The organism is Kocuria sp. GQ42 (assembly GCF_059758435.1).
Map to the genome: position 1 here is coordinate 211694 of NZ_JCAXEN010000004.1, position 25990 is coordinate 237683.

The 25990-nt window shown below is 74.5% G+C and carries 22 protein-coding genes, 4 tRNA genes and 1 riboswitch; of the genes, 10 read left to right on the forward strand and 16 right to left on the reverse strand.

Going from position 1 to position 25990, the window contains the following annotated elements:
• Positions 1-68: 68 nt before the first annotated feature.
• The 9 genes from ribD to AC6CH6_RS10670 all read right to left on the reverse strand — a co-directional run bounded on the left by ribD (position 69) and on the right by AC6CH6_RS10670 (position 6701).
• A complete protein-coding gene (gene ribD, locus AC6CH6_RS10630) occupies positions 69-1127 on the reverse strand; it encodes a bifunctional diaminohydroxyphosphoribosylaminopyrimidine deaminase/5-amino-6-(5-phosphoribosylamino)uracil reductase RibD (RefSeq protein WP_498255104.1) in 1059 nt (352 codons plus the stop codon).
• Between the two features lie 117 nt (positions 1128-1244).
• A riboswitch (FMN riboswitch) is annotated at positions 1245-1408 on the reverse strand.
• A 55-nt stretch (positions 1409-1463) separates the two neighbouring features.
• Positions 1464-2129: a ribulose-phosphate 3-epimerase gene (gene rpe / locus AC6CH6_RS10635; RefSeq protein WP_419967213.1), complete on the reverse strand. Its 666-nt coding sequence runs from the start codon at positions 2127-2129 to the stop codon at positions 1464-1466.
• 34 nt (positions 2130-2163) lie between these two features.
• On the reverse strand, positions 2164-3753 hold the full coding sequence (locus AC6CH6_RS10640) for an RsmB/NOP family class I SAM-dependent RNA methyltransferase (RefSeq protein ID WP_498255105.1): 1590 nt from the start codon (positions 3751-3753) through the stop codon (positions 2164-2166).
• A complete protein-coding gene (gene fmt / locus AC6CH6_RS10645) occupies positions 3750-4673 on the reverse strand; it encodes a methionyl-tRNA formyltransferase (RefSeq protein ID WP_498255106.1) in 924 nt (307 codons plus the stop codon). Before fmt ends, AC6CH6_RS10640 begins: the two co-directional genes overlap by 4 nt.
• A gap of 34 nt (positions 4674-4707) precedes the next feature.
• Positions 4708-5280, reverse strand: a complete 573-nt coding sequence (def, locus tag AC6CH6_RS10650) for a peptide deformylase (RefSeq protein ID WP_017833939.1) — start codon at positions 5278-5280, stop codon at positions 4708-4710.
• Positions 5281-5353: 73 nt separating this feature from the next.
• Positions 5354-6208, reverse strand: a complete 855-nt coding sequence (locus AC6CH6_RS10655) for a hypothetical protein (RefSeq protein WP_031283248.1) — start codon at positions 6206-6208, stop codon at positions 5354-5356.
• Between the two features lie 164 nt (positions 6209-6372).
• Positions 6373-6447: transfer RNA gene (locus AC6CH6_RS10660), tRNA-Val, on the reverse strand.
• Positions 6448-6497: 50 nt separating this feature from the next.
• A tRNA-Cys gene (locus AC6CH6_RS10665) sits at positions 6498-6568 on the reverse strand.
• A gap of 60 nt (positions 6569-6628) precedes the next feature.
• A tRNA-Gly gene (locus AC6CH6_RS10670) sits at positions 6629-6701 on the reverse strand.
• 298 nt (positions 6702-6999) lie between these two features.
• Here AC6CH6_RS10670 and AC6CH6_RS10675 point away from each other — a divergent pair.
• Positions 7000-7071: transfer RNA gene (locus tag AC6CH6_RS10675), tRNA-Val, on the forward strand.
• A 135-nt stretch (positions 7072-7206) separates the two neighbouring features.
• On the opposite strand, the gene zapE is transcribed toward AC6CH6_RS10675, so the two are convergent.
• Complete coding sequence (zapE, locus tag AC6CH6_RS10680) at positions 7207-8268, reverse strand: cell division protein ZapE (RefSeq protein ID WP_115162584.1); 1062 nt, start codon at positions 8266-8268, stop codon at positions 7207-7209.
• A 279-nt stretch (positions 8269-8547) separates the two neighbouring features.
• On the opposite strand from zapE, the gene AC6CH6_RS10685 reads away from it, so the two are divergent.
• The 3 genes from AC6CH6_RS10685 to ybaK are packed head-to-tail and all read left to right on the forward strand — an operon-like array spanning position 8548 to position 10417.
• Positions 8548-9456 (forward strand): sulfurtransferase, encoded by a 909-nt coding sequence (locus tag AC6CH6_RS10685; protein WP_498255107.1) that lies wholly within the window; start codon positions 8548-8550, stop codon positions 9454-9456.
• The gene (locus AC6CH6_RS10690) at positions 9453-9908 is read left to right on the forward strand and encodes a SufE family protein (protein ID WP_035924019.1); all 456 of its coding nucleotides are present in this window, start codon (positions 9453-9455) and stop codon (positions 9906-9908) included. The genes AC6CH6_RS10685 and AC6CH6_RS10690 overlap by 4 nt, the downstream gene beginning before the upstream one ends.
• Before the next feature lie 17 nt (positions 9909-9925).
• Positions 9926-10417, forward strand: a complete 492-nt coding sequence (gene ybaK / locus AC6CH6_RS10695) for a Cys-tRNA(Pro) deacylase (protein ID WP_035924020.1) — start codon at positions 9926-9928, stop codon at positions 10415-10417.
• A 73-nt stretch (positions 10418-10490) separates the two neighbouring features.
• Here the strand turns inward: ybaK and AC6CH6_RS10700 are convergent, their stop codons facing one another.
• Complete coding sequence (locus tag AC6CH6_RS10700; RefSeq protein WP_498255108.1) at positions 10491-11804, reverse strand: alpha/beta hydrolase family protein; 1314 nt, start codon at positions 11802-11804, stop codon at positions 10491-10493.
• A gap of 168 nt (positions 11805-11972) precedes the next feature.
• On the opposite strand from AC6CH6_RS10700, the gene msrB reads away from it, so the two are divergent.
• From msrB to AC6CH6_RS10715, 3 genes are all read left to right on the forward strand, one after another.
• Complete coding sequence (msrB, locus tag AC6CH6_RS10705; RefSeq protein WP_017834188.1) at positions 11973-12407, forward strand: peptide-methionine (R)-S-oxide reductase MsrB; 435 nt, start codon at positions 11973-11975, stop codon at positions 12405-12407.
• Positions 12408-12519: 112 nt separating this feature from the next.
• Positions 12520-13179, forward strand: coding sequence for a DUF3000 family protein (locus AC6CH6_RS10710; protein ID WP_498255109.1), 660 nt, complete (start codon positions 12520-12522; stop codon positions 13177-13179).
• Positions 13180-13231: 52 nt separating this feature from the next.
• A complete protein-coding gene (locus tag AC6CH6_RS10715) occupies positions 13232-14578 on the forward strand; it encodes an HRDC domain-containing protein (protein ID WP_419967220.1) in 1347 nt (448 codons plus the stop codon).
• A 131-nt stretch (positions 14579-14709) separates the two neighbouring features.
• On the opposite strand, the gene AC6CH6_RS10720 is transcribed toward AC6CH6_RS10715, so the two are convergent.
• Positions 14710-15150 carry a hypothetical protein gene (locus AC6CH6_RS10720; protein WP_419967221.1) on the reverse strand — a complete coding sequence of 147 codons (441 nt, stop codon included), beginning with the start codon at positions 15148-15150 and terminating at the stop codon, positions 14710-14712.
• Positions 15151-15396: 246 nt separating this feature from the next.
• Between AC6CH6_RS10720 and AC6CH6_RS10725 the strand changes: the two genes are divergently transcribed.
• A complete protein-coding gene (locus tag AC6CH6_RS10725) occupies positions 15397-15834 on the forward strand; it encodes a Rieske (2Fe-2S) protein (RefSeq protein WP_498255110.1) in 438 nt (145 codons plus the stop codon).
• A 7-nt stretch (positions 15835-15841) separates the two neighbouring features.
• Here AC6CH6_RS10725 and dxs read toward each other — a convergent pair whose 3' ends face one another.
• From dxs to AC6CH6_RS10745, 4 genes are all read right to left on the reverse strand, one after another.
• Positions 15842-17881 carry a 1-deoxy-D-xylulose-5-phosphate synthase gene (gene dxs / locus AC6CH6_RS10730; protein WP_498255111.1) on the reverse strand — a complete coding sequence of 680 codons (2040 nt, stop codon included), beginning with the start codon at positions 17879-17881 and terminating at the stop codon, positions 15842-15844.
• A gap of 167 nt (positions 17882-18048) precedes the next feature.
• Positions 18049-20874, reverse strand: coding sequence for an aconitate hydratase (locus AC6CH6_RS10735; protein WP_498255112.1), 2826 nt, complete (start codon positions 20872-20874; stop codon positions 18049-18051).
• 167 nt (positions 20875-21041) lie between these two features.
• Entirely contained in the window at positions 21042-22463 is a 1422-nt protein-coding gene (locus AC6CH6_RS10740; protein ID WP_498255113.1) for a class I SAM-dependent RNA methyltransferase, read from the reverse strand.
• A complete protein-coding gene (locus AC6CH6_RS10745; protein ID WP_498255114.1) occupies positions 22460-24460 on the reverse strand; it encodes an APC family permease in 2001 nt (666 codons plus the stop codon). Before AC6CH6_RS10745 ends, AC6CH6_RS10740 begins: the two co-directional genes overlap by 4 nt.
• A gap of 86 nt (positions 24461-24546) precedes the next feature.
• On the opposite strand from AC6CH6_RS10745, the gene AC6CH6_RS10750 reads away from it, so the two are divergent.
• Together AC6CH6_RS10750 and AC6CH6_RS10755 are read left to right on the forward strand one after the other, a co-directional pair.
• Positions 24547-25293 (forward strand): potassium channel family protein, encoded by a 747-nt coding sequence (locus tag AC6CH6_RS10750; protein ID WP_017834179.1) that lies wholly within the window; start codon positions 24547-24549, stop codon positions 25291-25293.
• Entirely contained in the window at positions 25293-25976 is a 684-nt protein-coding gene (locus tag AC6CH6_RS10755; RefSeq protein ID WP_017834178.1) for a potassium channel family protein, read from the forward strand. Before AC6CH6_RS10750 ends, AC6CH6_RS10755 begins: the two co-directional genes overlap by 1 nt.
• The last annotated feature ends 14 nt before the right edge of the window (positions 25977-25990 follow it).

The following is a 25990-nucleotide window of genomic DNA, read 5'->3' on the forward strand; positions in this document are numbered from 1 at the left end:
GCGGTGCTACCTCTGTCTCTGTCTTGGTCTCTGACTCTGTCTGTCGGTCCTCGGGGCCGGCGGTCCGCTCAGTCCGGCGGGACGGGCCGCAGATGGATCCACAGGTCGGGGCCGAGCTGCTGCACGGGCCCGCCGCCGGCGGGGTCGAGCCGCCACCGGGAGGCGTCCGCGAGGGTGTCGACGCCCAGCTCCTCGAAGGCGGGCCGTCCCGCCCCGAGCACGAGGGGCGCCTGGTAGAGGCTGAGCTCGTCGACGAGCCCCGCGCGCAGGAAGCCGGCGGCGACGGTGGCCCCGCCCTCGATCAGCACGTGGCGCACGCCGGCGTCGTAGAGCTCGGCCAGGGCGGAGTGGGGATCGTGGGTGGCGACGTGCCGGAACCGGCCGTCGGTCCCGCGGATCGCGGCGTCCGGGGGCACGGGGCGCAGGCCCATGGCCACGCGCAGGGGCTGCCGCGGGTCCACGCCGCCGTCGCCGGTGCGGGCGGTGAGCCGGGGGTCGTCGGCCAGGACCGTGCCGCTGCCCACGAGGACCGCGTCGGCGCGGGCGCGCAGGTCGTGCCCGTGCTCGCGGGCCGACGACGACGTGATCCACCGGCTGGTCCCGTCCGCGGCGGCGATCCGGGCGTCGAGGCTCTGGGCGACCTTCAGGGTCACGAACGGGCGCTGGGCGCGCACGGTCTCGCCCCAGCGGTCGTTGAGCCGCTCGGCGTCCTCGGCCAGCAGCCCCGAGCGGACCTCGAGGCCCGCGGCGCGCAGGGTGGCGGCTCCGCCGGCGGCGGCGGCGGTGCGGTCGGGGGCGCCGTAGACCACGCGGGGCACACCGGCCTCCACGATCGCCTCGGCGCACGGGCCGGTGCGGCCCCAGTGGTTGCACGGCTCGAGGGTGACGTACATGGTGGTGCCCCGGAGATCGGTGCCGGCGGACTCGGCGCGCTCCAGGACGTCGACCTCGGCGTGGACGGTGCCCGCCCCGCGGTGGTGGCCGACGTGCAGGATCCGCCCCTCGGCGTCGACCAGGACGGCTCCGACGAGGGGGTTGGCCCCGCGCGGGCCGCGCGCCGCCGCGTGCAGGGCGGTCCGCATGACCGAGCGCTCGGCGTCGTCGCCGGTCCGGTGCTGCGGGTCCATCACGTCGTCCTTTCCCGGGGCGGAACCGGGGCGCAGGACAACGGTGCCGCCGTCGGGACCCACGGGTCCGGACGGCGCCGTGGCCGGTGCCGTCGACGGCACGCCACGAGGGCCGTTGAACGTGTTGCCTTCCATCCAGACTGTGACTGTCGGTACCGGAGTTCCACCGGTTCGGCCGGGCGACCCGTCGGTGCGGGCGCTGGGCGCCCGCAGGGACGTGGTCGTCCGGTTCGCGGACTGTGACCGCCGGTTCGGACTTCCACCGACCCCGGAACACGTTGTTCGTGCCCCGATTATGTCACAGGGCGTGCCCGCGGCGGCCCGCGGCCGGCCGGCTCAGGACTGCGCGGAGCGGGCCGCCCCGCGCAGGGCCGTGATCGCGGCCCCGGGGTCCTCCGCGCCGTAGACGGCGGAGCCCGCCACGAACGTGTCGGCCCCGGCCTCCGCGGCCCGCACGATGGTCTCCTCCGTGATCCCGCCGTCCACCTGCAGCGCCACCCGTCCCCCGCCGGCCCGGATCGCCTCGGCGGCCCGGCGGATCTTCGGCAGCGTGACGTCGAGGAAGGCCTGGCCGCCGAAGCCGGGCTCCACCGTCATGACCAGGAGCATGTCCAGCTCGGGCAGCAGGTCGAGGTACGGCTCCACAGGGGTCGCCGGGCGCAGGGCCATCCCGGCGCGGGCGCCGTGGGCGCGCAGCTCGCGGGCCAGCTTCAGCGGGGCGCGCGCGGCCTCGGCGTGGAAGGTGACCGACTCGCAGCCGAGCTCGGCGTAGCCCGCGGCCCAGCGGTCCGCGTCCTCGATCATCAGGTGCACGTCCAGCGGGAGGGGACTGACGGCGAGGATCCGTTCCACGAGGGGCATGCCCAGCGTCAGGTTCGGGACGAAGTGGTTGTCCATGACGTCCACGTGCACGGCGTCGGCGGCGGCGATCCGGCCCAGCTCGGCCTCGAGGTTGACGAAGTCGGCGGAGAGGATCGAGGGGTGGATGCAGGTGCGGGGCACGGGGACTCCTGGTGGTCGGGCGGTCGGGGGGGGGTCAGCGCCTGCGCAGCAGGGCCAGGAACATGGCGTCCGTGCCGTGGACGTGCGGCCACAGCTGGACGGTCGCGGGGCCGGCGTCCCCCGCCCACGGGCGGGACGGGTCGCGGTCCCCGTCGAGGCTGCCGGGCAGGGCCGCGGCCCGGACCGGCGCCAGGGCGTCGACCAGCTCGGCGTCCTCGCGGCGGGCCAGCACGTCCTGGACCACGGCGAGGGTCTCGGCCGCGTGCGGGGAGCAGGTCGCGTAGGCGACCAGGCCGCCGGGGCGGGCGACGTCCAGGGCGGCGTGCAGCAGCTCCCGCTGCAGCGGCCCGAGCTCGGCCAGGTCGCGGGGAGTGCGCCGCCAGCGGGACTCCGGGCGGCGGCGCAGCGCGCCGAGGCCGGTGCACGGGGCGTCGACGAGGACCCGGTCGAAGCCGGCCTCCTCGACGGGGCGGCCGCCGAGCAGCTCGTCGGCGGCGCGGCCGTCACCCGTGCGCACCGTCCAGGCGCGCTCCGGGACCGGCCGCAGGGCCCGGCGCACGAGCTCGGCCCGGTGCGGGGCCACCTCGTTGGCCGTCAGGTGCGCCCCCTGCCGGTCGGCGAGCGCCGCCAGCAGGGCCGCCTTCCCGCCCGGGCCGGCGCACAGGTCCAGCCAGCGCCCGCCCCCGGCCCCGCCGTCGGCGTCCTGGCCGGCGGCGAGCAGGGCGCGGGCGACGAGCTGGGACCCGGCGTCCTGGACGCGGACCCCGCCCTCCCGGACGGAGGCGAGCCGGTGCAGGTCGCCGCCGCTGCTCAGCGCCGAGCCCGGGACGAGCGTCCCCAGCTCCGCGCCCGCGGCGAGGGCCTCGTCGAGGTCGCCGAGACCCGGCAGGGCCACGAGGTTGACCACAGGGGCGGCGTTGTCCGCCTCGAGCAGCGCCTCGAGCTCGGCGGCGTCCCGCCCGTGGGCGGTGAGCGCCTGGCGCAGGGCCCGGACCACCCACGCCGGGTGGGCGTGGGCCAGGCCCAGGCGGGCGGTCTCGTCGGCGGTGTCGGCGGTCAGCTCCGCGATCCACGCGGGCAGGTCCCGGGCCGCGACCTTGCGCAGCACCGCGTTGACGAGCCCGCCGGGGCCCGCGCCGACGACGGCCCGGACGAGGCCCACCGTCTGGTCGAGGGCCGCGTGGTCGGGCACCCGCATCGCCAGCAGCTGGTGGGTGCCCAGGCGCAGGGCGTCCAGCACCGCGCCGTCGAGCTCGCCCAGGGGGCGGTCGACGCACCGGGCCAGCACGGGGTCCCAGGTGCCCTGCCAGCGCAGCGCCCCGTAGGCCAGCTCCGTGGCGAAGCCCGCGTCCCGCCGGTCCAGGCGGTGGGCCCGGACCAGCTTGGGGAGCACGAGGTTGCCGTAGGCGCCCTCCTCGGACACCGCGCGCAGGGTCTCGAACGCCGCCAGCCGGGCCGGATCGGCCCGCCGCGTGCGTCCCGCGGGCGCCGACGAGGAGAAGGCGCGGTCCGACTGCGCCCGCCGGTTGCGCTCGTGGCCCCTCGCGCTGCGCCGCGGGCCTCCCGGTCGCCGGTCGCGGTCGCCCCGCCGGTCGCCGCCCTGCCTGTCCTCGTGCCCGCTCACTGGAACACCACCTCGTCCTCCGTGCTGCGGCCCCGCGCCCAGGCGGTGGCCTCCATGGTCTTCTTCCCCGCCGGCTGCACCCGGGTGAGCTGGACGGCGTACGAGCCCGTGCCCACGAGCACGGCGTCCCCGCGCAGGACGCACCGGCCCGGGGCGAGGTCCCGGACGTCGGGGCGGGGCAGCACGAGGTCGAGCTTGAGCCGGCGCTCCTCGAGCCGGGTCCACGCCCCGGGCTCGGGGGTCGCCCCGCGCACCCGGTGGGCCACGGCCACGGCGGGGTCCGACCAGCGGACCCGCCCGTCCTCGGCGGTGAGCTTCGGGGCGTGGGTCACGTCGCCCTGCTGCGGGGCCGGGCGGGCGGAGCCGTCGACCACGGCGCGCAGGGAGTCCGCCAGCAGCGGCGCCGCGGTGCGGGACAGGCGCTCCAGGACCGTCCCGGCCGTGTCGTCGGGACGGACCTCGTCGGTCATCGTGCCGAGGACGGGCCCGGTGTCCAGGCCGGCCTCCAGCAGGAAGGTGCTGGCCCCGACCACCGTGTCCCCGGCCATCAGGGCCCGCTGGACGGGGGCGGCGCCGCGCCACTGCGGCAGCAGGGAGAAGTGCAGGTTGATCCAGCCGTGCGGCACGGCGTCCAGGGCCTCCTGCGGGACCAGGGCCCCGTAGGCGACGACGGCGGCGACGTCCGCGCCCAGCCCCCGGATCCGCTCGGTCAGCTCGGCGTCCACCCGGTTGGCCTTGAGCACGGGCAGGCCCCGCCGCCGGGCCTCCTCGGCCACGGGCGAGGGGGTGAGCACCTTCTTGCGCCCCACGGGGGCGTCGGTGCGGGTGAGGACGGCCACGATCTCGACGTCGGGCCGCTCGGCCAGGTGGACCAGGGGCGGCACGGCGACGGACGGCGTGCCGGCGTAGAGGATCTTCACGGCTCTCCTGACGGGTGGGGACGGGGGGCGGGATTCAGGCCGGGCCGGCGCCGAAGGAGCCGGCCCCGAAGGACGTGCCGACGTGCGCGGCGCGCTGCCCGGCCACGCCGCGCACCACGCCGTCGTAGCCGGCGGCGCGGATGGCCCGCATCGCGTCCCGCTTCTCGGCGCCGGTCAGCCGGTCGACGTAGAGCCGCCCGTCCAGGTGGTCGGTCTCGTGCTGCAGGCAGCGCGCCAGCAGGCCGGTGCCCTCGACGGTCACGGGGGCGCCGTGCTGGTCGAGGCCGGTGACCCGGGCCCAGTTCCGGCGCGGGGTGTCGTAGGCCAGTCCCGGGACGGAGAGACAGCCCTCGCCGCCCTCCTGGGGCTCCTCGCCCACCTCCAGGACCGGGTTGACCACGTGTCCCGCGCTGCCCTCGACCGCCCACGTGAACAGCCGCACGCTGACGCCGACCTGGGGCGCGGCGAGACCGACGCCGCCGACGTCCAGCATCGTCTCGTGCATGTCGGCGACGAGGCGGCGCAGGGCGTCGTCGAAGGCCGTGACCTCCTCCGCGCGGGTGCGCAGGACGGGATCACCGATGGTGCGGATGGGCAGGACGGACATGGCGGGACCTCGCTCTCGACCCGGCAAGTCTACGGGCCGCCCGTCCCCCGCGGGCACGCGGGGTACGGGCGGCCTACGCCTGCTCGCGCAGCGGCGGGGGCGGCACAGGGCGCAGGGCGGGGCCGGCCGCGGCGAGGGCCGTCTCCTGGGTCCACAGCCGGTGCAGGGCGCAGAACTTGTACCAGTGCTGCTCGAGCACCGCCGGGACGGCCTGCACGGGCACGACCTCCGTCTCGCCGACCGCCACGCCCAGCAGCAGGTCCGCGCTGCCGTACGCCCACGGTTCCCAGGTACCGGCGTCCGCGTCCACGAGGGACTCCTCCGCCTTGAGCCCGGCCACGAGCTGGGTCACGACCTTGGGGTCCAGGGACTTCACGCGCCCGTCCCGGTCCGTGCCCTTCGTCTTGTAGTCGATCAGGCACACCTTGCCCGCGATCCGGGCCACGAGGTCGAGGGTCCCCGCGTAGCCCACGGTGGAGTTCCACACCGTGACCTCCACCGCCAGCGGCTCGGGGGCGTAGAGGTCCCACCACTCGTCGAAGCGCGAGGCGAAGCGCTCCTCGCCGTGCTCGGCCAGCGCGGCCCGCGCCTCAGCGGCCCGGTGGGGCCGGCCGAGGGCCCGCAGGGCGATCTGCTCGGCGTAGGTGTGCACGCGGTCCCCGCGCGCGGCGGCCTCGTCGCGGTGCCGCTCGGCGGCCTTGGCCGCGTCCCGCACCACGGCGCGCAGCTGGGCCGGCGAGCCCAGGGCCGCGCGCAGCCGGTCGTCCCGCACGGCGGCCTGCGCGGCGGAGTAGCCGTACCACCCGTCCAGGTCCGTGGCGGCCCGGGAGAGGACCGTGGTGATGGAGGGGACGGTCGCCTGGTCCGCCACGGACCTCGCGTACATCCGCCCGTACTCAGTCTGTTCCGCCAGCCTGGGCTGTGTCACGCTGCTCGTCGCCTCTCCCTCGCCTCGCCCCGGGGCCCGGGGCGGTCCCGGTGCTCCGGGTCCTGCCCCGCAGGCTACCGACCGCCTCGGACACGGCGCCCGCCGGGCGGTGCCGTGTCCGGGCACGACGAAGGCCCCGGCTCGTGGAGCCGGGGCCTTCCAGGTGGTGCGCGATACTGGGATCGAACCAGTGACCTCTTCCGTGTCAGGGAAGCGCGCTACCGCTGCGCCAATCGCGCTCGACCGGCGGTTCCCGAAGGAGACCGTCAAGCGTGGTGGGTGTGCACCGAGGTGGAGACGGGATTCGAACCCGCGTAGACGGCTTTGCAGGCCGCTGCCTAACCACTCGGCCACCCCACCGGGACCTGGTCCTTGCGGACAGGGCCGTCGGTCACGACATCGTTCATGCCGATCACTGCGAGCGGACGACGGGAGTCGAACCCGCGACATCCACCATGGCAAGGTGGTGCTCTACCAGCTGAGCTACGTCCGCATGTCTTGCTTCGGCCGATCTCTCGATCTTCCGATCAGGAACTCTAGCACAACCGTTCCGGCGATGTTCGCGCCGGTCCGGGGCGTGCAGGGGTCGACGGGATCGGTGTCCTGGACGGCCTCGCAGCCGCTCCGCTCGCCGGAACCCGTCGGTGTTCCTGACAGGTGGAGACTTTACGGGACCCTTTTCCGAAACGCCAAATCCCCCGGGGAGCCGCGGCACGGCGGACGCCGGCGGACCGTGCCCGCCCCCGAATTGGCCCGCGGCCGGGATGTGGGTTATGGTTTTCGAGCAGTGAGCGCGATTGGCGCAGTGGTAGCGCGCTTCGTTCACACCGAAGAGGTCACTGGTTCGAACCCAGTATCGCGCACGAGCAGTGCACAGAGGGCCCCGGCTGGAATTCCAGCCGGGGCCCTCTGTCGTCGTCGGTGCGTCCTGACGACGCGCGGGCCCGGCGCCGGGCCCGTCCCTCCGGGCGCCGCGGCGCCCGGAGGGGTGCGGGCGCTCAGACCGCGGAGACGTCCCCGAGGATGCCCTCGCGGGCCAGCGCCGTGAGGCGGGAGACGGCGCGGAAGTACTTCTTCTGGTAGCCGCCGGCCATCATCTCGGCCGTGAAGACCTCGTCGAAGGGCCGGCCGGAGGCGATGATCGGCAGGTTCTTGTCGTAGAGCCGGTCCGCCAGCACCACGAAGCGCAGGGCGACGGCCTGCTGCTCGATGGTGTGCACGTCGCGCCAGACCACGGCGTCGATCCCCTCGAGGAGCTTGCGGTACCGGGAGGGGTGCACGCTCGCGAGGTGCTCCACGAGGTCGGCGAACCGGTCGGCGGCGACGACCCGGCCCGGGAAGTGCTCCTCCACGGCCCGGTCGAGCTCGCCGTCGGACAGCGGCGCCGGGGCCTGCGGCAGGCCCCGGTGGCGGAAGTCCTCGCCGTCGATGCGCAGCACCTCGAACTGGTCGGCCAGCACCTGGATCTCCCGCTGGAAGTCCTGCGCGGCGAAGCGGCCCTCGCCGAGCGAGCCGGGCAGGGTGTTGGACGTCGCCGCGATCCGCACGCCGGAGTCGGCGAGCTCGCGCATCAGCCGGGACATGAGGACCGTGTCCCCGGGGTCGTCGAGCTCGAACTCGTCGATGCACACGAGGCTGTAGGCGCTCAGGGCGTCGACGGCCTTGCGGAAGGTCAGGGCCCCCACGAGGTTGGTGTACTCCACGAAGGTGCCGAACGCCTTGGGGCCGGGGACCGCGTGCCACAGGGACGCGAGCAGGTGGGTCTTGCCCACCCCGAAGCCGCCGTCGAGGTAGATCCCCGTCCGGACCTCGTCCTTGCGGGGGCCCCCGCCGAAGAGCCTCGTGAAGAACCCGCCGCCGGAGCCGGTCGAGCGGTTGACGGACTCCGCGAACTTCCGCAGCTCCCGCACCGCCTCCGCCTGGGACGGCTGCTGCGGGTCGGGGCGGTAGGTGTCGAACGAGACCTCCCCGAAGCGCTCCGAGGGCCGGAACGCCGACAGCAGTTCGTCGGCCGACACCTGGGGGCGCCGCTCGGTGAGGTGTTCGATCTGAATGCTCACTTGGGAGACCTCTCTGTCCGCCGCGCCCGGCGGTTCGCTGGTTCGGCGCGCCGAGCGGCGCACGCGCGTGCTCCGGCGATTTTACCGGCTCCCCGTCGCCCGGGACGCGCCCGCCGCGTCATCAGGGCGGCGGCACCGCCGCGACGGGGTCGCGGCCGGGCCGGGCCGGGCCCCGGCGGCTCCCCGGCGGGGGCGGTCCACCGCCGGGACCACTACCCTGGAGGGGAAGCCGGTCCGCGAGGACCTGTTGCCCTGATCCCCACCCCGGAAGGAGTCCCCATGGGCGTTGCCGTGGAGAACAACGAAGCATTCGCGCAGTACGCGCACCCCGAACGACTCGTGTCCACCCAGTGGGTCGCCGAGCACCGGGACGACCCCGGGGTCGTCGTGGTCGAGTCGGACGAGGACGTCCTGCTCTACGAGACCGGCCACGTGCCCGGCGCCGTGAAGATCGACTGGCACACCGACCTGAACCGCCCCGACACCCGCGACTACGTCGACGCGGCCCAGTTCGCCGAGCTCATGGCCCGCAAGGGCATCTCCCGCGACACCACGATCGTGGTCTACGGGGACAAGTCCAACTGGTGGGCCGCCTACGCGCTGTGGGTGTTCGAGCTGTTCGGCCACCCGGACGTGCGGCTCATGAACGGAGGGCGGGACAAGTGGGTTGCCGAGGGCCGTGAGCTGTCCACGGAGAAGGTCGTGCCCGAGCGCGCCGACTACCCCGTGGTCGAGCGCGACGACGCCCCGATCCGCGCCTTCCAGGAGGACGTGCTGGCCCACCTGGGCGAGCAGCCGCTGATCGACGTCCGGTCCCTGCCGGAGTACACGGGCGAGCGCACGCACATGCCCGAGTACCCCCAGGAGGGCACGCTGCGCGGCGGGCACATCCCGACCGCGGCGTCCGTGCCGTGGGCGCGGGCTGCCGCCGAGGACGCCACGTTCCGCTCGCGCGAGGAGCTCGAGGCGATCTACCGCGACGAGGTCGGGCTCTCCCCCGACGACGACATCATCGCGTACTGCCGCATCGGCGAGCGCTCCAGCCACACGTGGTTCGTGCTCAAGCACCTGCTGGGCTACGACAGGGTCCGCAACTACGACGGCTCCTGGACCGAGTGGGGCAACTCCGTGCGCGTGCCGATCGTCCGCGGCGAGGAGCCCGGCGAGGTCCCGGGGTCCGCCCGATGAGCGGGGCCCTGCCCGCCCAGCTCGAGGAGCTCGTCGCGGACTTCACGGCCGTGCCGCAGGAGGACAAACTCGAGCTGCTGCTCGACTTCTCCCGCTCCCTGCCGGCGTTGCCGGACCGCCTGGGCGAGCACCCGGAGGAGCTCGAGCAGGTGGTCGAGTGCCAGTCGCCGCTGTTCCTGACCGTCGAGTGGGAGGAGGGCGCCGTCCCCGGCCCCGGCGCCCCGGTGCGGCTGTTCTTCTCCGCCCCGGCGGAGGCCCCGACCACCCGCGGCTTCGCCTCGATCCTGCACGAGGGCCTCGACGGACTCCCGGCCCAGCAGGTCCTGGACGTCCCCGACGACCTGCCGGAGCGCTTCGGGCTCACCCAGCTGGTCTCGCCGCTGCGGATGCGCGGGATGTCCGCGATGCTGGCCCGGATCAAGCGGCGCGTCCGCGAGCTCCAGGACGCCTGAGGCCCCGGGGCACCGGCATGGCGAAGGCGTCCCGCGGGGCGGGCCCCACCGCAGCCGTCGCGCTCCTGGCGCGGGAGCGCGTGGCCTTCACCGTGCACGAGTACGCCCACGACCCGGCGGCGGCGTCCTACGGGCTGGAGGCCGCCGCCGCGCTGGGGCGCGACCCGGACCAGGTGTTCAAGACGCTGCTGGTCGTGCACGAGCGGGACTGGGCGGTCGCGGTGCTGCCCGTCTCCGCGCGGCTGTCCCTGCGCGCGGCGGCGGCCGCCCTGGGCTGGAAGCGGGCCGCCCTGGCCGAGCCCCGGCTCGCGGAGCGGCGCACCGGCTACGTGGTGGGCGGCATCTCGCCCCTCGGGCAGAAGACGCCCTCCCCCACCCTGCTCGACGACTCCGCGGAGGCGTGGCCCACGGTCCTCGTCTCCGGCGGGCGGCGCGGGCTCGACGTCGAGCTGCCGCCGGCCGAGCTGCTGCGGCTCACGGGCGGGCGCACCGCCGCGCTGCGCTCCTGACCCGGTCTCGGCGCCGCCGGGCCGCGGCCCCGACCAGATCTCAGCGCCGCCGCGCTGCGGTCCGGACCGCCTCTCAGTGCCGCTGCGCGCGCACGGGCCCGAGGGTCCTGGCGTCCTGGGCCAGCCGGGCGGGCAGCCAGCGCCGCACGGCGTCCTCCCAGCGCTGCGGGTCCACGTTCCACTCCTTGGTGTGCCGGGCGCGGGCGAAGGGCACGAACTCCACGAGCCGGTTGAGCTCCGCGAGCCGGCGGGAGCTGGCGGCCGGGACGAACTCGTCGTCCACGGAGTGCAGCACCAGGGTGGGCGTGCGCAGGTGCTCGGACCGGGAGAGCCAGTCGAGCGCCTGGAGGTCCACCGGAGCGGCGAGACCGGTCAGCATCCGCCCCGCCGGGTGGGAGATCAGGTTGGTGGCCAGCCGGCCGATCCCCGAGGGGATCCGGCGGGAGCGGGAGTGGTGGGCGATCAGCTCGAACCAGTCGACCACCGGGCCGGTGAGCACGAGGGCCGCGATGTCGTCCCGGTAGAAGGACAGGTCCGCCGTCTGCAGCGAGATCGCCCCGCCCATGGACCAGCCGAAGAGCACGATCTGGGTGGCGCCGCGGGACTTCGCGTAGCTGATCGCCGTCTGCACGTCCTTCCACTCCGTGAAGCCCAGCCCGTACCGGAAGTCGTGCGTGGGCGGCGCCTCCCGGTCGTTGCGGTAGGAGATCAGCAGGGAGGTCAGCCCGAGCTCCCGCGCCACCGGCACGGCACGGACCGTCTCCATCCGGTTGGCGCCGCGCCCGTGCACCATGATCGCCCACGGCCCCGGGAGCACCCGGGGCCGCTCGCCCTCCGGGGTCGGCCCGCCCTCCGCGGGGACCACCCAGCAGGGTGCCGGCCCGACCTCGATCGGGATCTCCACCTCCTCGAACGGCAGGCCCGCCGCCCCGGGGTCCGGGTAGACCGTCCCGGACCAGAAGCCGCGGGCCGCCCGGGAGAGGTCCCCCGAGTAGACCTCCTCGACCACCCGGGTCACGGTGCCCTCCCGGGGGGAGTAGGAGCGGATGGCGCCGATCCGGGCGTGACCGCGGCCCGCGTCGAAGCGCAGGCTGTAGGTCCCGGCCACGGTCGTGTCCACCGTGGCGGGGAGCCGCACGAGCGTCGTCGCGGACGGGTCGCCGTCCTCGCCGGTGCGGGTGACGCCGAGGATCTGCAGGTCCTCGGAGCGGTACTTCGGCGGGACCACCACCTGCCGCGCGAAGTAGGCGGCCGCCGCGCTCGAGAGCCCGAAGGACAGGGACGCCGCCCCCACCGTGACGGCCGCGCCCACCACGGCGCCGCGCGCCCACTGCGTCGCGGACTGGGGCTCGGGGGCGGCGGGGGCCGGCAGGGGGCGACGGGGCATGCCCCCCAGTCTTCCACGCAGCCCGGGCATAACCGGGAGGGACGCGTCGTTGTGCTGGCCGGGCGGTCCGCGCCCCGCAGGCCCCGAGCCGCCCCGTGCGGACCGCCGGGCGGGCCCCGTGCGGGGACCGCCGCCCGGAGCACCGACCACATCCCGGAGGACCACACCATGAGCGAGACCACCAGGCACGGCGACCGCCCCGACGCCACCGGACGGACCGAGGAGGACTGGCGCTCGATCCTGTCCCCGGAGGAGTACCACGTGCTGCGCGAGGCGGGCACGGAGCGCCCCTTCACCGGCGAGTACTGGGAGACGAAGGCCGAGGGCGTCTACGAGTGCCGCGCGTGCGGGGCGGAGCTCTTCCGCTCCGACACCAAGTTCGACGCGCACTGCGGCTGGCCCTCCTTCTACGCGCCACTGGCCGAGGACCGGGTCCGCTACATCAAGGACACCGCCCTGGGCATGGAGCGGGTGGAGGTCCGGTGCGCCGCCTGCGACTCGCACATGGGCCACGTCTTCGGCGGCGAGGGCTTCCCGACCCCCACGGACCTCCGGTACTGCATCAACTCCGTCTCCGTCCGCCTCGTGCCCGCCGGCTCCTGAGCGGTCCCGCCCGGACGGGACCGGGGTGACCGGGACCACGCTGATCGCGCGCTCGCGGCGTGGCACGAGGGGCCGGGACGCCCCGACGGCCTACCCTTCCAGTGTGAGCGCGGTGAACGGCCTGACCGAGGTGTACCAGGACTTCCAGGACGCCCTCGAGCAGCTGCGCCGCACCGGCCACCGGGAGGGCGTCGAGCTCACGGCGATTCCGGCCCCGACGCACCTCGCGCCGTTCGCGGCCGCGGTGCGCGCCGAGGTGCGGCGACCGCCCGCGCCGTCCCGCGCCCCGGCCTTCACGGCCGGTCCGGCAGCGGCGCAGGACGCCGGCGCGGCCGCCGTCCCGGACCGGGCGCCCGGCACCCCGGAGGACGAACTGGCCACGGGACGCTTCGTGCTCCTGCACGACCCGTCCGAGCCGACGGCGTGGGGCGGACCGTTCCGCATCGTCACCTGGGCCCGCGCGGCCGCGAGCCGCGAGATCGGCTGCGACGACACGGTGGGCGCGAACGCCTGGACCTGGCTCCTCGAGGCCCTGGAACGCCACCGGGCCGGATATTCTCGGGAGGGCGGCACCGCGTCCCGGGTCCTCGCCGAGGGCTTCGGTCTGCTCGGCGACCAGGAGGAGGGGGCCGACGTCGAGCTGCGGGCCTCCTGGACGCCCGACGGCTCCGACGTGGCTCCGCACCTGGCGGCCTGGGCCGACACGGTCTGCACCTTCGCGGGCCTGCCGCCGTACCCCCGGGGCGTGACCGTGCTGCACCCGCGCCGCTGACCACCGAACCGACCGCGCCCCGCCGGGGCCGAGACAGAATCGAAGACGCTCCTTGACCAGCCCAGCCGACCGCCGATCCGCGCCCGACGAGCCCTCGACCCCCGTGGTCGCCGGCTTCGAGGACTTCGAGATCCCCGACAGCGTCCACCTCGCGGCGCCGTTCGACGGGATCCCTCCCGTCATCGACACCGTGGCAGGACTGGAGCGGGCCGCCGCCGCCGTCGCCGCGGGCTCCGGCCCGGCGGCGATCGACACCGAGCGGGCGTCGGGCTTCCGCTACGGGCAGCGCGCCTTCCTCGTGCAGCTGCGGCGCGAGGGCGTGGGTACCGTGCTGATCGACCCGGAGGCCACCGGTTCGCTGGCCGTGCTGGGCGAGGCGCTCTCCGGCGTCGAGTGGGTGCTGCACGCCGCCACCCAGGACCTGCCCTCCCTGCGCGCCCTCGGCATGGAGCCGGACCGGCTCTTCGACACCGAGCTCGGCGGGCGCATCGCGGGGCTCCGGCGCGTGGGCCTGGCCGCGGAGACGGAGGAGCTGCTGGGCTACACGCTGGCCAAGGAGCACTCCGCGGTGGACTGGTCGAAGCGGCCCCTGCCGAGGGACTGGCTGAACTACGCCGCGCTCGACGTGGAGATGCTCATCCAGCTGCGCTGGGCCATGGAGGAGCTGCTGCGGGAGAAGGGCAAGCTGGACTGGGCGCTCCAGGAGTTCGAGGCCGTGCGCACCGCCGAGCCCGCTCCCCCGCGCCAGGACCCGTGGCGCCGGACGTCGGGGCTCAACAAGGTGAAGGGCCGGCGCCAGCTCACCGCCCTGCGCGGGCTGTGGGAGGAGCGGGAGCGGCTCGCCCAGCACAAGGACGTCGCCCCCGGCCGGCTGCTGCCCGACGCCGCCCTGGTCGCCGCCGCGGCCGCCATGCCGCGCACCGTGCCGCAGCTCCTCGACACCCCCGGCTTCCACGGCCGGCTCGCGGCGCGGGAGGCGCCCCGGTGGCTGCGGGCGATCGCCGAGGCCCGCACGGCCACGGAGCTCGTCCCCTTCACCGTGAAGTCCGACGCCCTGCCGCCCGTGAAGGCGTGGGAGGTCAAGCGCCCCGAGGCCGCAGCACGGCTGCGGGTCCTGAAGCCGCTCGTCGCCGAGCTCGCCGAGGCGCACGAGCTGCCCACCGAGAACCTGCTCACCCCCGAGCACCTGCGGCGCTTCTGCTGGCAGCCGCCGAAGAGCACCACCGACCAGGCGGTGGCGGACCGCCTGCGGGACCTCGGGGCGCGCCGGTGGCAGGTCGAGCTGACGGCCCCGGTCCTCGGCCCAGCCTGGCGGGAGCTGCGGGCCCGCAAGCGCGCGGCGCGCCAGGTGGAGCGCGACCAGCCGCCGCTCGGGGACGAGGGCGAGCCCGCCGCGTGAGCCGCTCCCCCCGGGGACGGACGAAGGGCCCCGGCTGTCGGCCGGGGCCCTTCCTCCTGTGCGGGCCGGGCTCCGCGCGCCCCGCAGCACCGCGTCCTGCGGCAGCGGTGCTGCGGGCGGGCGCCGGCGGGTCAGTGCTGCGTGTCGCCGGGGGCCGGGTGCGGCTCGGCCGGGTCCATGGGGCTCTCCGGGGTCACCGGCTTCGCGTCCTGCAGGTCGGCGTAGCCGGTGGTCGAGGTCCCGGCGGTCGAGGCACCGGCGGCGGCACCGCTGGAGGATTCCGTGCCGGCCGAGGACCCGGAGACCTTCTCCTTGACGGACGAGGAGGCGTCGGCGGCCTTGGTGCCCACGGTGTCGGCCGCCTTCTTGGCGCTGTCGGCCAGCTTCCCGCCGACCACGGGCACCTCGGACTTCACCCAGTCGGTGCCCTCGGAGACCTTCTCCTGGACCTTGGGGTCGTGCCACGTCTTCACGGCGTTCTGCTTGAGGGCCTCGTAGCTCTTGCGGCCCGAGGCCGAGCCGACCACGAAGCCGACCCCGAATCCGGTGACGAAGATGAGTCGCTTGATCATGGTGCTGTCCTTCCGTCCGTCCCGGCGCGGCGGCCGGGCCCGAGGACGAGCCGGTCGTGCACGGCCCGTCCCGCTGACTGATGTCTTCATCATCCTACTGATGAACCGGCGCGGCGGACACCGGCCCCGTGCGGCTCCGCTCACAGCGATCACCGCGCGGGGCGCCCTCGGGCCGGCAGCGCCCGGGGGTGGGGCGCGGCGCCTAGACTGACGGCGGACCCGCACCCCGCCGTCGAGAGGACCCTGATGCCCGAGCGCCCGACCACCCCGTCCGCCCCGTCCCGGCGCACGGTCCTCGGCCTGGCCGGGGCCGGCTCGACCGCGGCGCTCACCGCGTGCGCCGCCGACGCCCCGCCGTCGACGGGCGGCGCCCCCGCCCCCGCGGACTCCGGCCCCGTGGACGCGGGCGCCGTCGAGAACCTGCCGGTGGGCTCGGCCGTGAAGTTCGACCGGGACGGCGTCCAGGCCGTCGTGAGCCGACCCGACCCGGACACGGTGGTCGCGTTCTCCCCCGTGTGCCCGCACCAGGGGTGCATGGTGGCCCCGCAGCAGGAGCTCTACGTCTGCCCGTGCCACTCCTCGCAGTTCGACCTCACGACCGGTGAGGTCCTGGCCGGACCCGCCGAGTCCGGGCTGGAGCCGTACCCCGCGAGCGTGGCGGACGGGCGGATCCTGCTCGGCTGAGCGGAGCTCAGCCCCGGGGCGACCGCGGCAGCGACGCCCCGCGGGCGTCCTCGGCCGTGTCGGGCACGGCACCCTGGCCGGCGGCCGCACCCTGCACCGGGCGCGCGTAGGGCACCCGGGTGCCGAGCACGGAGGCCAGCGTGTCCTGGGCGACGCGCTGGGCGGTCAGCCCGACCCGCGCGAGGACCTGGGAGCGGGAGCCGTGCAGGAGGAACTCCGTGGGGAGTCCCACCTCGTTGAGGGCGGTGTCGACGCCCGCCGCCCGCATCTCCTGGCGGATCCGGGAGCCGATCCCGCCGGCGCGCACGCCGTCCTCGACGACCACCACGATCCGGTGCTGGGCGGCGAGCTCGATGACCGAGGCCGGCACGGGCAGCACCCAGCGGGGGTCGACCACGGTGGAGGTGACGCCGTGGGCCTCGAGCCGGTCGGCCACGTCCAGCGCCAGAGCGCTCATGGCGCCGACGGACACGAGCAGGACGTCCCGGCGTGCGCCCTCGGTCCCGCTCTCGCCGCCGCGGCGCGCGAGCACGTCCACCCCGTCCGCCAGCCGCTCGACGGCCGGGACGGGGGCGCCCACGGCGCCCTTGGGGTACCGGATGACGGTGGGGGCGTCGTCGACGGCCACCGCCTCGCGCAGCTCCTCGGTCAGGGTGGGCTCGTCGCGCGGTGCGGCCAGGTGGAGCCCGGGCACGATCTGGAGCAGCGCGAGGTCCCACATGCCGTGGTGACTGGGGCCGTCCGGGCCGGTGACCCCGGCCCGGTCGAGGACGAGCGTGACGCCGGCCCGGTGCAGCGCCACGTCCATGAGGAGCTGGTCGAAGCCGCGGTTGAGGAACGTCGCGTAGAGGGCCACCACGGGGTGCAGACCGCCGTAGGCCATGCCGGCGGCCATGGCGATGGCGTGCTGCTCGGCGATGCCCACGTCCACGACCCGGTCGGGGTGGGCGGCCTGCATCTTCTGCAGCCCCACGGGGATGAGCATGGCGCCGGTGATGCCGACGACGTCCTCGCGCTCGTCGGCGATCCGGGCGATCTCGTCGCGGAACACGGCCGTCCAGCTGCGCTCGGAGCTCGTGGCCGTGGAGCGGCCGGTGACGGGGTCGATGACGCCCACGGCGTGGAACTGGTCGTCCACGTTCGCGGTCGCGGGCCCGTAGCCGTGGCCCTTCTCGGTGATCGCGTGCACGATGACCGGCCCGCCGTAGTTCTTGGCGTTGCTCAGGGCCTGCTCGACGGCCTCGAGGTCGTGGCCGTCGACGGGGCCGACGTACTTCATGCCGAGGTCCTCGAAGATGCCCTGGGGCACCACGACGTCCTTGATGCCCTGCTTCATCCCGTGCAGACCGCGGTAGAACATCTCCCCGACGGGGCCGGAGTGCTTCAGCAGGTCCTTCACGGTCTCGAGGGTCTGCTCGTAGCGGCGGTCGGTGCGCACGGCGTCCACGCCCTGCTGCACGCTGGCCTGGAGCTCCGCGAGGTGGTTGGCGAAGCCGCCGACGGTCGGGGCGTAGGAGCGGCCGTTGTCGTTGACCACGATGACGACCTTGCGGTCGCGGTCGGAGGCGATGTTGTTGACGGCCTCCCAGGCCATTCCGCCCGTGAGCGCCCCGTCCCCCACCAGCACCACCGTGTGCCGGTCGTGCTGGCCGGTCATCGCGTAGCCGCGCGAGATGCCGTCGGCCCAGGACAGGGAGGAGGACGCGTGCGAGGACTCGACGATGTCGTGCTCGGACTCGCGCCGGTCCGGGTAGCCGGCGAGACCGCCCTCCTGGCGCAGGGTCTCGAAGTTCTTGCGGCCGGTGAGCAGCTTGTGCACGTAGGACTGGTGCCCGGTGTCGAAGACGACGGAGTCCTTGGGCGAGTCGAAGACCCGGTGCACCGCGAGGGTCAGCTCGACGACGCCCAGGTTGGGTCCCAGGTGGCCGCCCGTCGCGGAGACGTGGGTGACGAGGAACTCGCGGATCTCCTCGGCCAGCCGGCCCAGCTCCGCACGGCTCAGTCCCGCGAGGTCCTCGGGCCCGGACACCCGCTCCAGCACGCTCATGGTTTCTCCCGCAGTCCTCGGCGTCGTGGTCGCTCGCGCCGCCGGTCCCGGGGGGCCGGGGCGGCGCGCTCCCCCGATCCTACTCGTTCACCCCGACAGGGCCGACGACGCGCAGGGGCCCGGTCCGTTCCCGGACCGGGCCCCTGCGTGCTGCGAACGTCCTGGGATCAGGACTTCGCGATGTTCCTGAGCACGTACTGCAGGATGCCGCCGTTGCGGTAGTAGTCGGCCTCGCCCGGCGTGTCGATGCGCAGGACCGCGTCGAACTCGACGGTGGAGCCGTCCTCCTTCGTGGCGGTGACCTTGAGCGTCTTCGGGGTGGTGCCCTCGTTGAGCCCGGTCACGCCCTGGATGTCGAAGGTCTCCGTGCCCTCCAGGCCGAGGGAGTCCGCGGACTCCCCGGCCGGGTACTGCAGCGGGAGCACGCCCATGCCGATGAGGTTCGAGCGGTGGATGCGCTCGTAGCTCTCGGCGACGACGGCCTTGACGCCCAGCAGGGAAGTGCCCTTCGCGGCCCAGTCGCGGGAGGACCCGGAGCCGTACTCCTTGCCGCCCAGCACGACCAGCGGGACGCCGGCCTCCTGGTAGTTGATGGAGGCGTCGTAGACGGCGGCCTGCGGGCCGCCCTCCTGCGTGAAGTCGCGGGTGTAGCCGCCCTCCACGCCGTCCAGGAGCTGGTTCTTGATCCGGATGTTGGCGAAGGTGCCGCGGATCATGACCTCGTGGTTGCCGCGGCGGGAGCCGTACGAGTTGAAGTCCTTGCGCTGGACCCCGTTCTCGATGAGGTACTTGCCGGCCGGGGTGTCGGACTTGAACGAGCCCGCCGGGGAGATGTGGTCGGTCGTGACCGAGTCGCCCAGCTTCAGCAGCACGCGGGCGCCCGTGATGTCCTCGACCGGGGTCGTCTCCATCGTCATGCCCTCGAAGTACGGGGGCTTGCGGACGTAGGTGGACTCGGGGTTCCACTCGAACGTCTTGCCGGTGGGGGTGTCCAGGTTCTGCCAGCGCTCGTCGCCGTCGAAGATGGTGCCGTACTCGCGGGTGAACATCTCCGTGTCGATGGACGCGTCGATGATCTTCTGCACCTCGGCCGGGTCCGGCCAGATGTCCTTGAGGTACACCTCGTTGCCGTCCGCGTCCTGGCCCAGGGACTCGCTCTCGAAGTCGAAGTCCATGTTGCCGGCCAGGGCGTAGGCGATGACCAGCGGCGGGGACGCCAGGTAGTTCATCTTCACGTCCGGGTTGATGCGGCCCTCGAAGTTGCGGTTGCCCGAGAGCACCGAGGTCACGGCCAGGTCGTTGTCCTGGATGGCCTGGGAGATCTCGTCCTCGAGAGGACCGGAGTTGCCGATGCAGGTGGTGCAGCCGTAGCCCACGATGAAGAACCCGAGCTCCTCGAGCGCCGGCACCAGACCGGACTTCTCGTAGTAGTCGGTGACGACCTTCGAGCCCGGGGCGATCGAGGTCTTGACCCAGGGCTTGGCCTTGAGCCCCTTCTCGACGGCGTTGCGCGCCAGCACCGCCGCGGCCATCATGACCGACGGGTTCGAGGTGTTGGTGCACGAGGTTATCGACGCGATGGACACCGCGCCGTGGTCGAGCTCGAACTCGCGGCCGTCGGGCATGGTCACGGGGACCTGCTTGCTCGGGCGGCCGTCCTCGGCGTAGGCGTGGTGCTCGCGCGGGCGGTCGGCCTCCGACTGGTGGTCGTCCGCGGTGTAGCCGGGGGCGTCCGAGGCCGGGAAGGACTGCGCCGCGACGTCGTCCACGGTGTCGCCGGAGGCGTCGTCGTCGACGTGCGTGGCGTAGTTCTTGATGTCCTCGTGGAACTGCGCCTTCGCGTCGGTGAGCGAGATGCGGTCCTGCGGCCGCTTCGGCCCGGAGATCGAGGGGACCACGGTGGAGAGGTCCAGCTCGAGGTACTCCGAGAAGGTGATCTCCTCGGACGGGTCGTGCCACATGCCCTGTTCCTTGACGTACGCCTCGACGAGGTCGATCTGCTCGTCGGAGCGGCCGGTCAGGCGCAGGTACTCGAGGGTGACGTCGTCGATCGGGAAGATCGCGGCGGTGGAGCCGAACTCGGGGCTCATGTTGCCGATGGTGGCGCGGTTGGCCAGGGGCACGGCGCCGACGCCCTCGCCGTAGAACTCGACGAACTTGCCGACCACGCCGTGCTCGCGGAGCATCTCGGTGATGGTCAGCACCACGTCGGTGGCGGTGGCCCCGGACGGGATCTGGCCCGTCAGCTTGAAGCCGACCACGCGCGGGATGAGCATGGAGATGGGCTGGCCGAGCATCGCGGCCTCGGCCTCGATGCCGCCCACGCCCCAGCCGAGCACGCCGAGCCCGTTCTCCATGGTGGTGTGCGAGTCGGTGCCCACGCAGGTGTCCGGGTAGGCGCGCAGCACGCCGTCGACCTCGCGGGTCATCACGACGCGCGCCAGGTTCTCGATGTTCACCTGGTGGACGATGCCCATGCCCGGGGGGACGACCTTGAAGTCGTCGAACGCCGTCTGGCCCCAGCGCAGGAACTGGTAGCGCTCCCCGTTGCGCTGGTACTCGATGTCCATGTTGATCCCGATCGAGTCCGAGGTCCCGAAGGAGTCGATCTGCACGGAGTGGTCGATCACGAGCTCGGCCGGGGCGAGCGGGTTCACGCGGGCGGGGTCGCCGCCGAGGTCCGCGATGGCCTCGCGCATCGTCGCGAGGTCCACGATGCAGGGCACGCCCGTGAAGTCCTGCATGATCACGCGACCCGGGGTGAACTGGATCTCGATGCTGGGCTCGGCCGTGGGGTCCCAGTTGGCCAGGGCCTCGATGTGCTCGGAGGTGATGTTGGCGCCGTCCTCGGTGCGCAACAGGTTCTCGAGCAGAACCTTCAGGCTGTACGGGAGCTTCTGCGCACCCTCCAGCGTGTTCAGTCGGAAAATCTCGTATTCGGTGCCTTTGACGTCGAGTACGCCCTTGGCCCCGAAGCTGTCCACTGTGCTCATATGCGTGGAACTCCTCTCGCCACCGTCTTGGAAACGCCCGCGGGAGGACACCGGCGAAGGGCCGGAGGTTCTCCCGTGAACAGTCATCCGCCAGTGTAGCCCGTGTGAGCCCGGTGACTCCGAACGACTCCCGGCGATCGCCGTCACGCAGCGGGCGGCGGCGTCCGTCAGGGCTCCAGGACCGCCAGCGTCTCGACGTGATGGGTGTTGGGGTACATGTCGAAGGCGCGCACCGACCGCACGTGCCACCCGGCGCGGCGGAACCGGCCCAGGTCCCGCGCCAGCGTGGCCGGATCGCACGCGAGGTAGACGATCCGGCGCGGGGCCAGCGCCACGAGCTGGTCCACGACGGTCCGCCCGGCGCCCGCCCGGGGCGGGTCCAGGACCACGACGTCGGGGCGGGCCGCGCCGCTCCGGGCCGGGCGGCCGCCCCGCGCCGGCCGGCGGCCACGGGCCGGCGCCGCCTGCGGCCAGGTCCGGGCGAGCACCTTGTCGACGCTCCCGCGCTCGACGCGAACCCCCGGGCGGCCGGCGAAGGCGCGGCGGGCGTCGGCGCTGGTGACCGGCGAGCCCTCGACGGCCAGGACCGTGCCCGTCTCCCCCACGGCGTCCGCGAGCGCGGCCGTGAACAGTCCGGCGCCGGCGTAGAGGTCGAGGGCGTGCTCCCCGGGACGGGCACCGGCGGCCGCGGGCACCTCCCGGTGCAGCAGGGCGGGGGCGGCGCGGTGGATCTGCCAGAACCCCTCGGCGGAGACCTCCCACCGGTGCGGGCCCACGTGCTCGGCGACCGACGGCCGGCCCGCCCACGTCTCGGGCTCGCGCTGCCCCTCGGCGCGGGCGGTGACGGAGACGTTCCGGTCCGCGGTGAGCCGTGCCAGCTCGCGGCTCAGCCGGTGCCGGTCGGCCCCGGCGGCCAGGCTCAGGTGCACCAGCGGCGTCCCGCCGTCGGCGGGGGCCGCGACGTCGACCCGTTCCGCCCCGCGCAGGTCGAGCCGCCCGAGCCGCAGGGCGTCGATGGCGGGGACCACGAGCGGGAACCCCTCCACCGGGACGACGGCCGCGCTGCGGTGGGGGTGCATCCCGATCCGCCCCGCGGGGTCGACCGCGAAGTGCGCCCGGGTGCGCCAGCCGCGACCCTGCGGGTCCTCCCCCGGCATGGCCTCGACGACGAGCTCGGTCTCGAGCCCGGCCAGGCGGGTGAGCTGCTCGGTGACCACGGCGGCCTTGAGGGCGCGCTGGGCCTCCAGCTCGGCGTGGCCGAACTCCGCGCCGCCGACGGGCGGCTCGCCGCGCCGCCAGGTCAGCAGGGGGTCGGCCGGGGCCCACACGTGCTCGGTCCTCCGGTGGGGGTCCGCCTCGAGGACGGCCACGACGTCGCCGCGCCAGAACCGGGCCTCGGGGCCGCTGTCGGTGAGGCGGACGCGGACGAGCTCGCCGGGCAGGCCGTGGCGGACGAACACCACGCGGCCCTCGCCGGTGCGGGCCACGGTGTGGCCGCCGTGGGCGACGGGGCCCAGGCGCAGCTCGAGCTCGACGGGGACGGCGGGCACGGCGGGCACGGCGGGGGCCGGGGGGTGGTACGGGGTCACGGGCGGGACGCTCTCTGCTCGGGGGCGGACTCGGGGCCCGTGTCCTGGCCGGAGGCGGAGGACAGGTGCCAGGGCACGGAGGCCGTCATGACCCCGCGCTCCTGGTGCAGGCGGGCCCGCAGCGGCCGGATGGCCTGGTTGTGCAGCAGCCGCTCCCACCGGTGCCGCACGACGTACTCGGGCAGGTACACCACGACCAGGTCCCGGGGCGACTTGCGGCGCACCCCGCGCACGTGGTCGAGGACCGGGCCGATGGTGTCCCGGTAGGGCGCGTGGAGCACGGTGACGGGCACCGGGATCTCGAGGCGCCGCCACTCGTCGAGGATCCGGCGGGTGGCGGCGGCGTTCGTGTCCACGACGACGGCCTCGAGGGTCGAGGGCCGGGACGCCCGGGCGTAGGCCAGGGCGCGCATGAGGGGCTTGCGGACGGAGGAGACGTAGATGATGGCGTGCACCCGCGAGGGCAGGGCCCGGACCGGGGAGTCGGGCTGCAGCGCGAGCTCGGCGTCCACGCCGTCGTAGTGCCGCCGGACCCCCGCCATGACCGCGCTGAGGACCACGATGGCCACGATGGTGATCCACGCGCCCTGGGTGAGCTTGGTGACGAGGACGACGACGAGCACCGCCGCGCACAGCACGAAGGCGACCAGGGCCACGGCCCGGCGCACGAACAGCTCGCGGCGGACCCCGGGGTGCGGGCGCATCCGCCGGACGCGCGCCCAGTGCCGGACCATGCCGGCCTGGGTGAGCGTGAAGGAGACGAACACGCCCACGATGTAGAGCTGGATGAGGCTGTTGACGTTGGCCCCGAACGCCACGGTGAGCACCACGGCGACGAGCAGCAGAAGCAGGATGCCGTTGGTGAACGCGAAGCGGTCCCCGCGCGCCTGCAGCTGCCGGGGCAGGAAGGCGTCCCGCGCCAGCCGGGACGCCAGCGTGGGGAAGCCGGAGAAGGCGGTGTTCGCGGCGAGGATCAGCACACCCACCGTCGCGGCGACGAGCACGAAGAACCACAGGGAGTCGGTGCCGAAGACGGTCTTCGCGAGCTGGCCCAGCACGGGGTCCTGGAAGAAGTCGGGGCCGGGGAGCCGGCCGTCGACGAGCAGCTGCTCCTCCGGGTCGCCGACGACCACGACGTCCGTGCGGTCGGCGAGGTACAGCACCCCGGCCAGCAGGGCCGCCGAGATCGCCCCGAGCACGCCCAGGGTGGCCGCCGCGTTGGCGGCGCGGGGCTTGCGGAAGTACGGCACCGAGTTGGTGATGGTCTCCACGCCGGTCAGCGCCACGGCCCCGGAGGAGAAGGCCCGCAGCACCAGCAGGGCGCCCGCGAGACCGGCCAGCCCCGCGTCGAAGCCGGCGGCGGGCAGCACCTCCCGGCCGGCGCTGGGGGCGTCCCCCAGGGAGCCGGTGAGGTCCTGCCCGAGGCCCACGAGCAGCAGCGCGGTCAGGACCACGAGGAAGAAGTAGGTGGGCACGGCCGCGGCCCGGCCCATGAACTTCAGCCCGCGCAGGTTGAGCAGCCCCACGAAGAGGATCCCGGCCACGGCCAGCTCCACCCGCCGCCCGGCGAGCGCGGGCAGCGCCGCGGTGACGTACTGGGCGGCGGTGGCCATGGACACCGCCACGACGAGGGCGTAGTCGGCCATCAGGGCCGCGCCCACGCCCACCCCCGCGGTGCGGCCGAGGTTCTTGGAGACGATCTCGTAGTCGCCGCCGCCGGAGGGGTAGGCGCGCACGTTCTGCCGGTAGGCGGTGATCACCACGGTGAGCACCACGAGCACGGCCAGGCCGACCCACGGGGAGACCGCCACGGCCGTGGTCCCCGCGAGCGCGAGGGTGAGGATGATCTCGTCGGGGGCGTAGGCCACCGAGGAGAGGGCGTCCGCCGAGAAGACCGGCAGCGCCGTGCGCTTGGGCAGCACGGCGTCGCTGAACCGCTCGTTGTGGATGGGCTTGCCGACGAGGGCTCGCCTCAGCGCTTGGGGAATGCTCTGCACGGCTCCCCACGGTAGTCCGTCCCGCACCGATTGTCCGCCGCGCCCCGTGCGGGCCGCGCCCCCCGGGGTGACCTAGGCTGGGACGCATGGCGCATTTCGTGATCATGGGAGTGGGGCGCGTCGGCGTGATGGTCGCCCACACCCTCGAGGACTCCGGGCACACCGTGGCGGTGATCGACCAGGACGACCGCGCCTTCCGGCGGCTGCGCAAGTCCTTCGAGGGCAAGAAGGTCACCGGCCTCGGCTTCGACCAGGAGGTGCTGCGGCGGGCCGGGATCGAGGAGGCCTACGCCTTCGCGGCCGTCTCGAGCGGGGACAACTCCAACATCATCGCGGCGCGCGTGGCGCGCGAGACGTTCAAGGTCCGCCACGTGGTGGCCCGCATCTACGACCCCTCCCGGGCGGAGTTCTACCAGCGGCTGGGGATCCCCACCGTCGCCGCCGTGCGCTGGAGCGCCGACCAGGCGTTGCGCCGGATCCTGCCCGAGCAGACGATCACGGCCGACTTCCGCGAGGCCTCGGGACGGCTGCAGCTGGGCGAGCTGTCCTTGGACGACTCGTGGTCCGGGCTGCACCTGGACGCGATCCAGGAGGCCACGGGGGTGCGGATCGCGTTCGTGACGCGCTTCGGGGAGGGCGTGCTGCCCGGGCCCGACATGAGCTACCAGCAGGGGGACGTGGTGCACGCCATGATGCGCACCGACGACGTCGAGGCCGTGTCCCGCGTCCTGTCCCGCCCGCCCGGCCCGGACGTGCTCGACTTCGCCAACTCCCTGCGCCGGGAGTCCGACGACGCGCCCGGCTCCGACGACACCTCCCGGGGAGGATCCTGATGCGCGTGGTCATCGTGGGCGCGGGCGCCGTGGGCGCCTCGATCGCCCGGGAGCTGCTCTCCCACCAGCACGAGGTGGTGATCTTCGACGAGAAGCCCGAGGTCATCGGCCGCTCGGACCTGCGCGGGGCCCAGTGGATCATCGGTGACGCCTGCGAGCTCTCCACGCTGCGGGAGGGCGGGCTGGAGGAGACCGACGTCGTCGTCGCCGCCACGGGCGACGACAAGGCGAACCTGGTGGTCTCCCTCCTGGCGCGCAGCGAGTTCGGCGTGCCCCGCACGGTGGGCCGGGTCAACAACCCGAAGAACGAGTGGCTCTTCGACGACGCGTGGGGGGTGGACGTGGCCGTGTCCACGCCGCGGCTGATGACGGCGCTCGTGGAGGAGGCGGTCGAGGTGGGCGACGTGGTGCGGCTGCTGACCCTGCAGACGGGCGGGGCGACCCTCTCCGCCTACACGGTGCCGCACGAGCACCCCATCATCGCCACGATGGTCTCCCAGGTGCCGTGGCCGCCGGACGTGACGCTCGTGGCCATCCTGCGCGACGGGGTGCCCATCACCCCCTCGGGGGACGACGTGGTGGAGGGCGCCGACCAGCTGTTCTTCGTCTCCACCACGGAGGGCGAGGCGCAGCTGCGCGCGATGTTCACGACGGCCGGCCGGCACGAGCCGCACCGGAGCTGAGCGCGGCGCGGGGC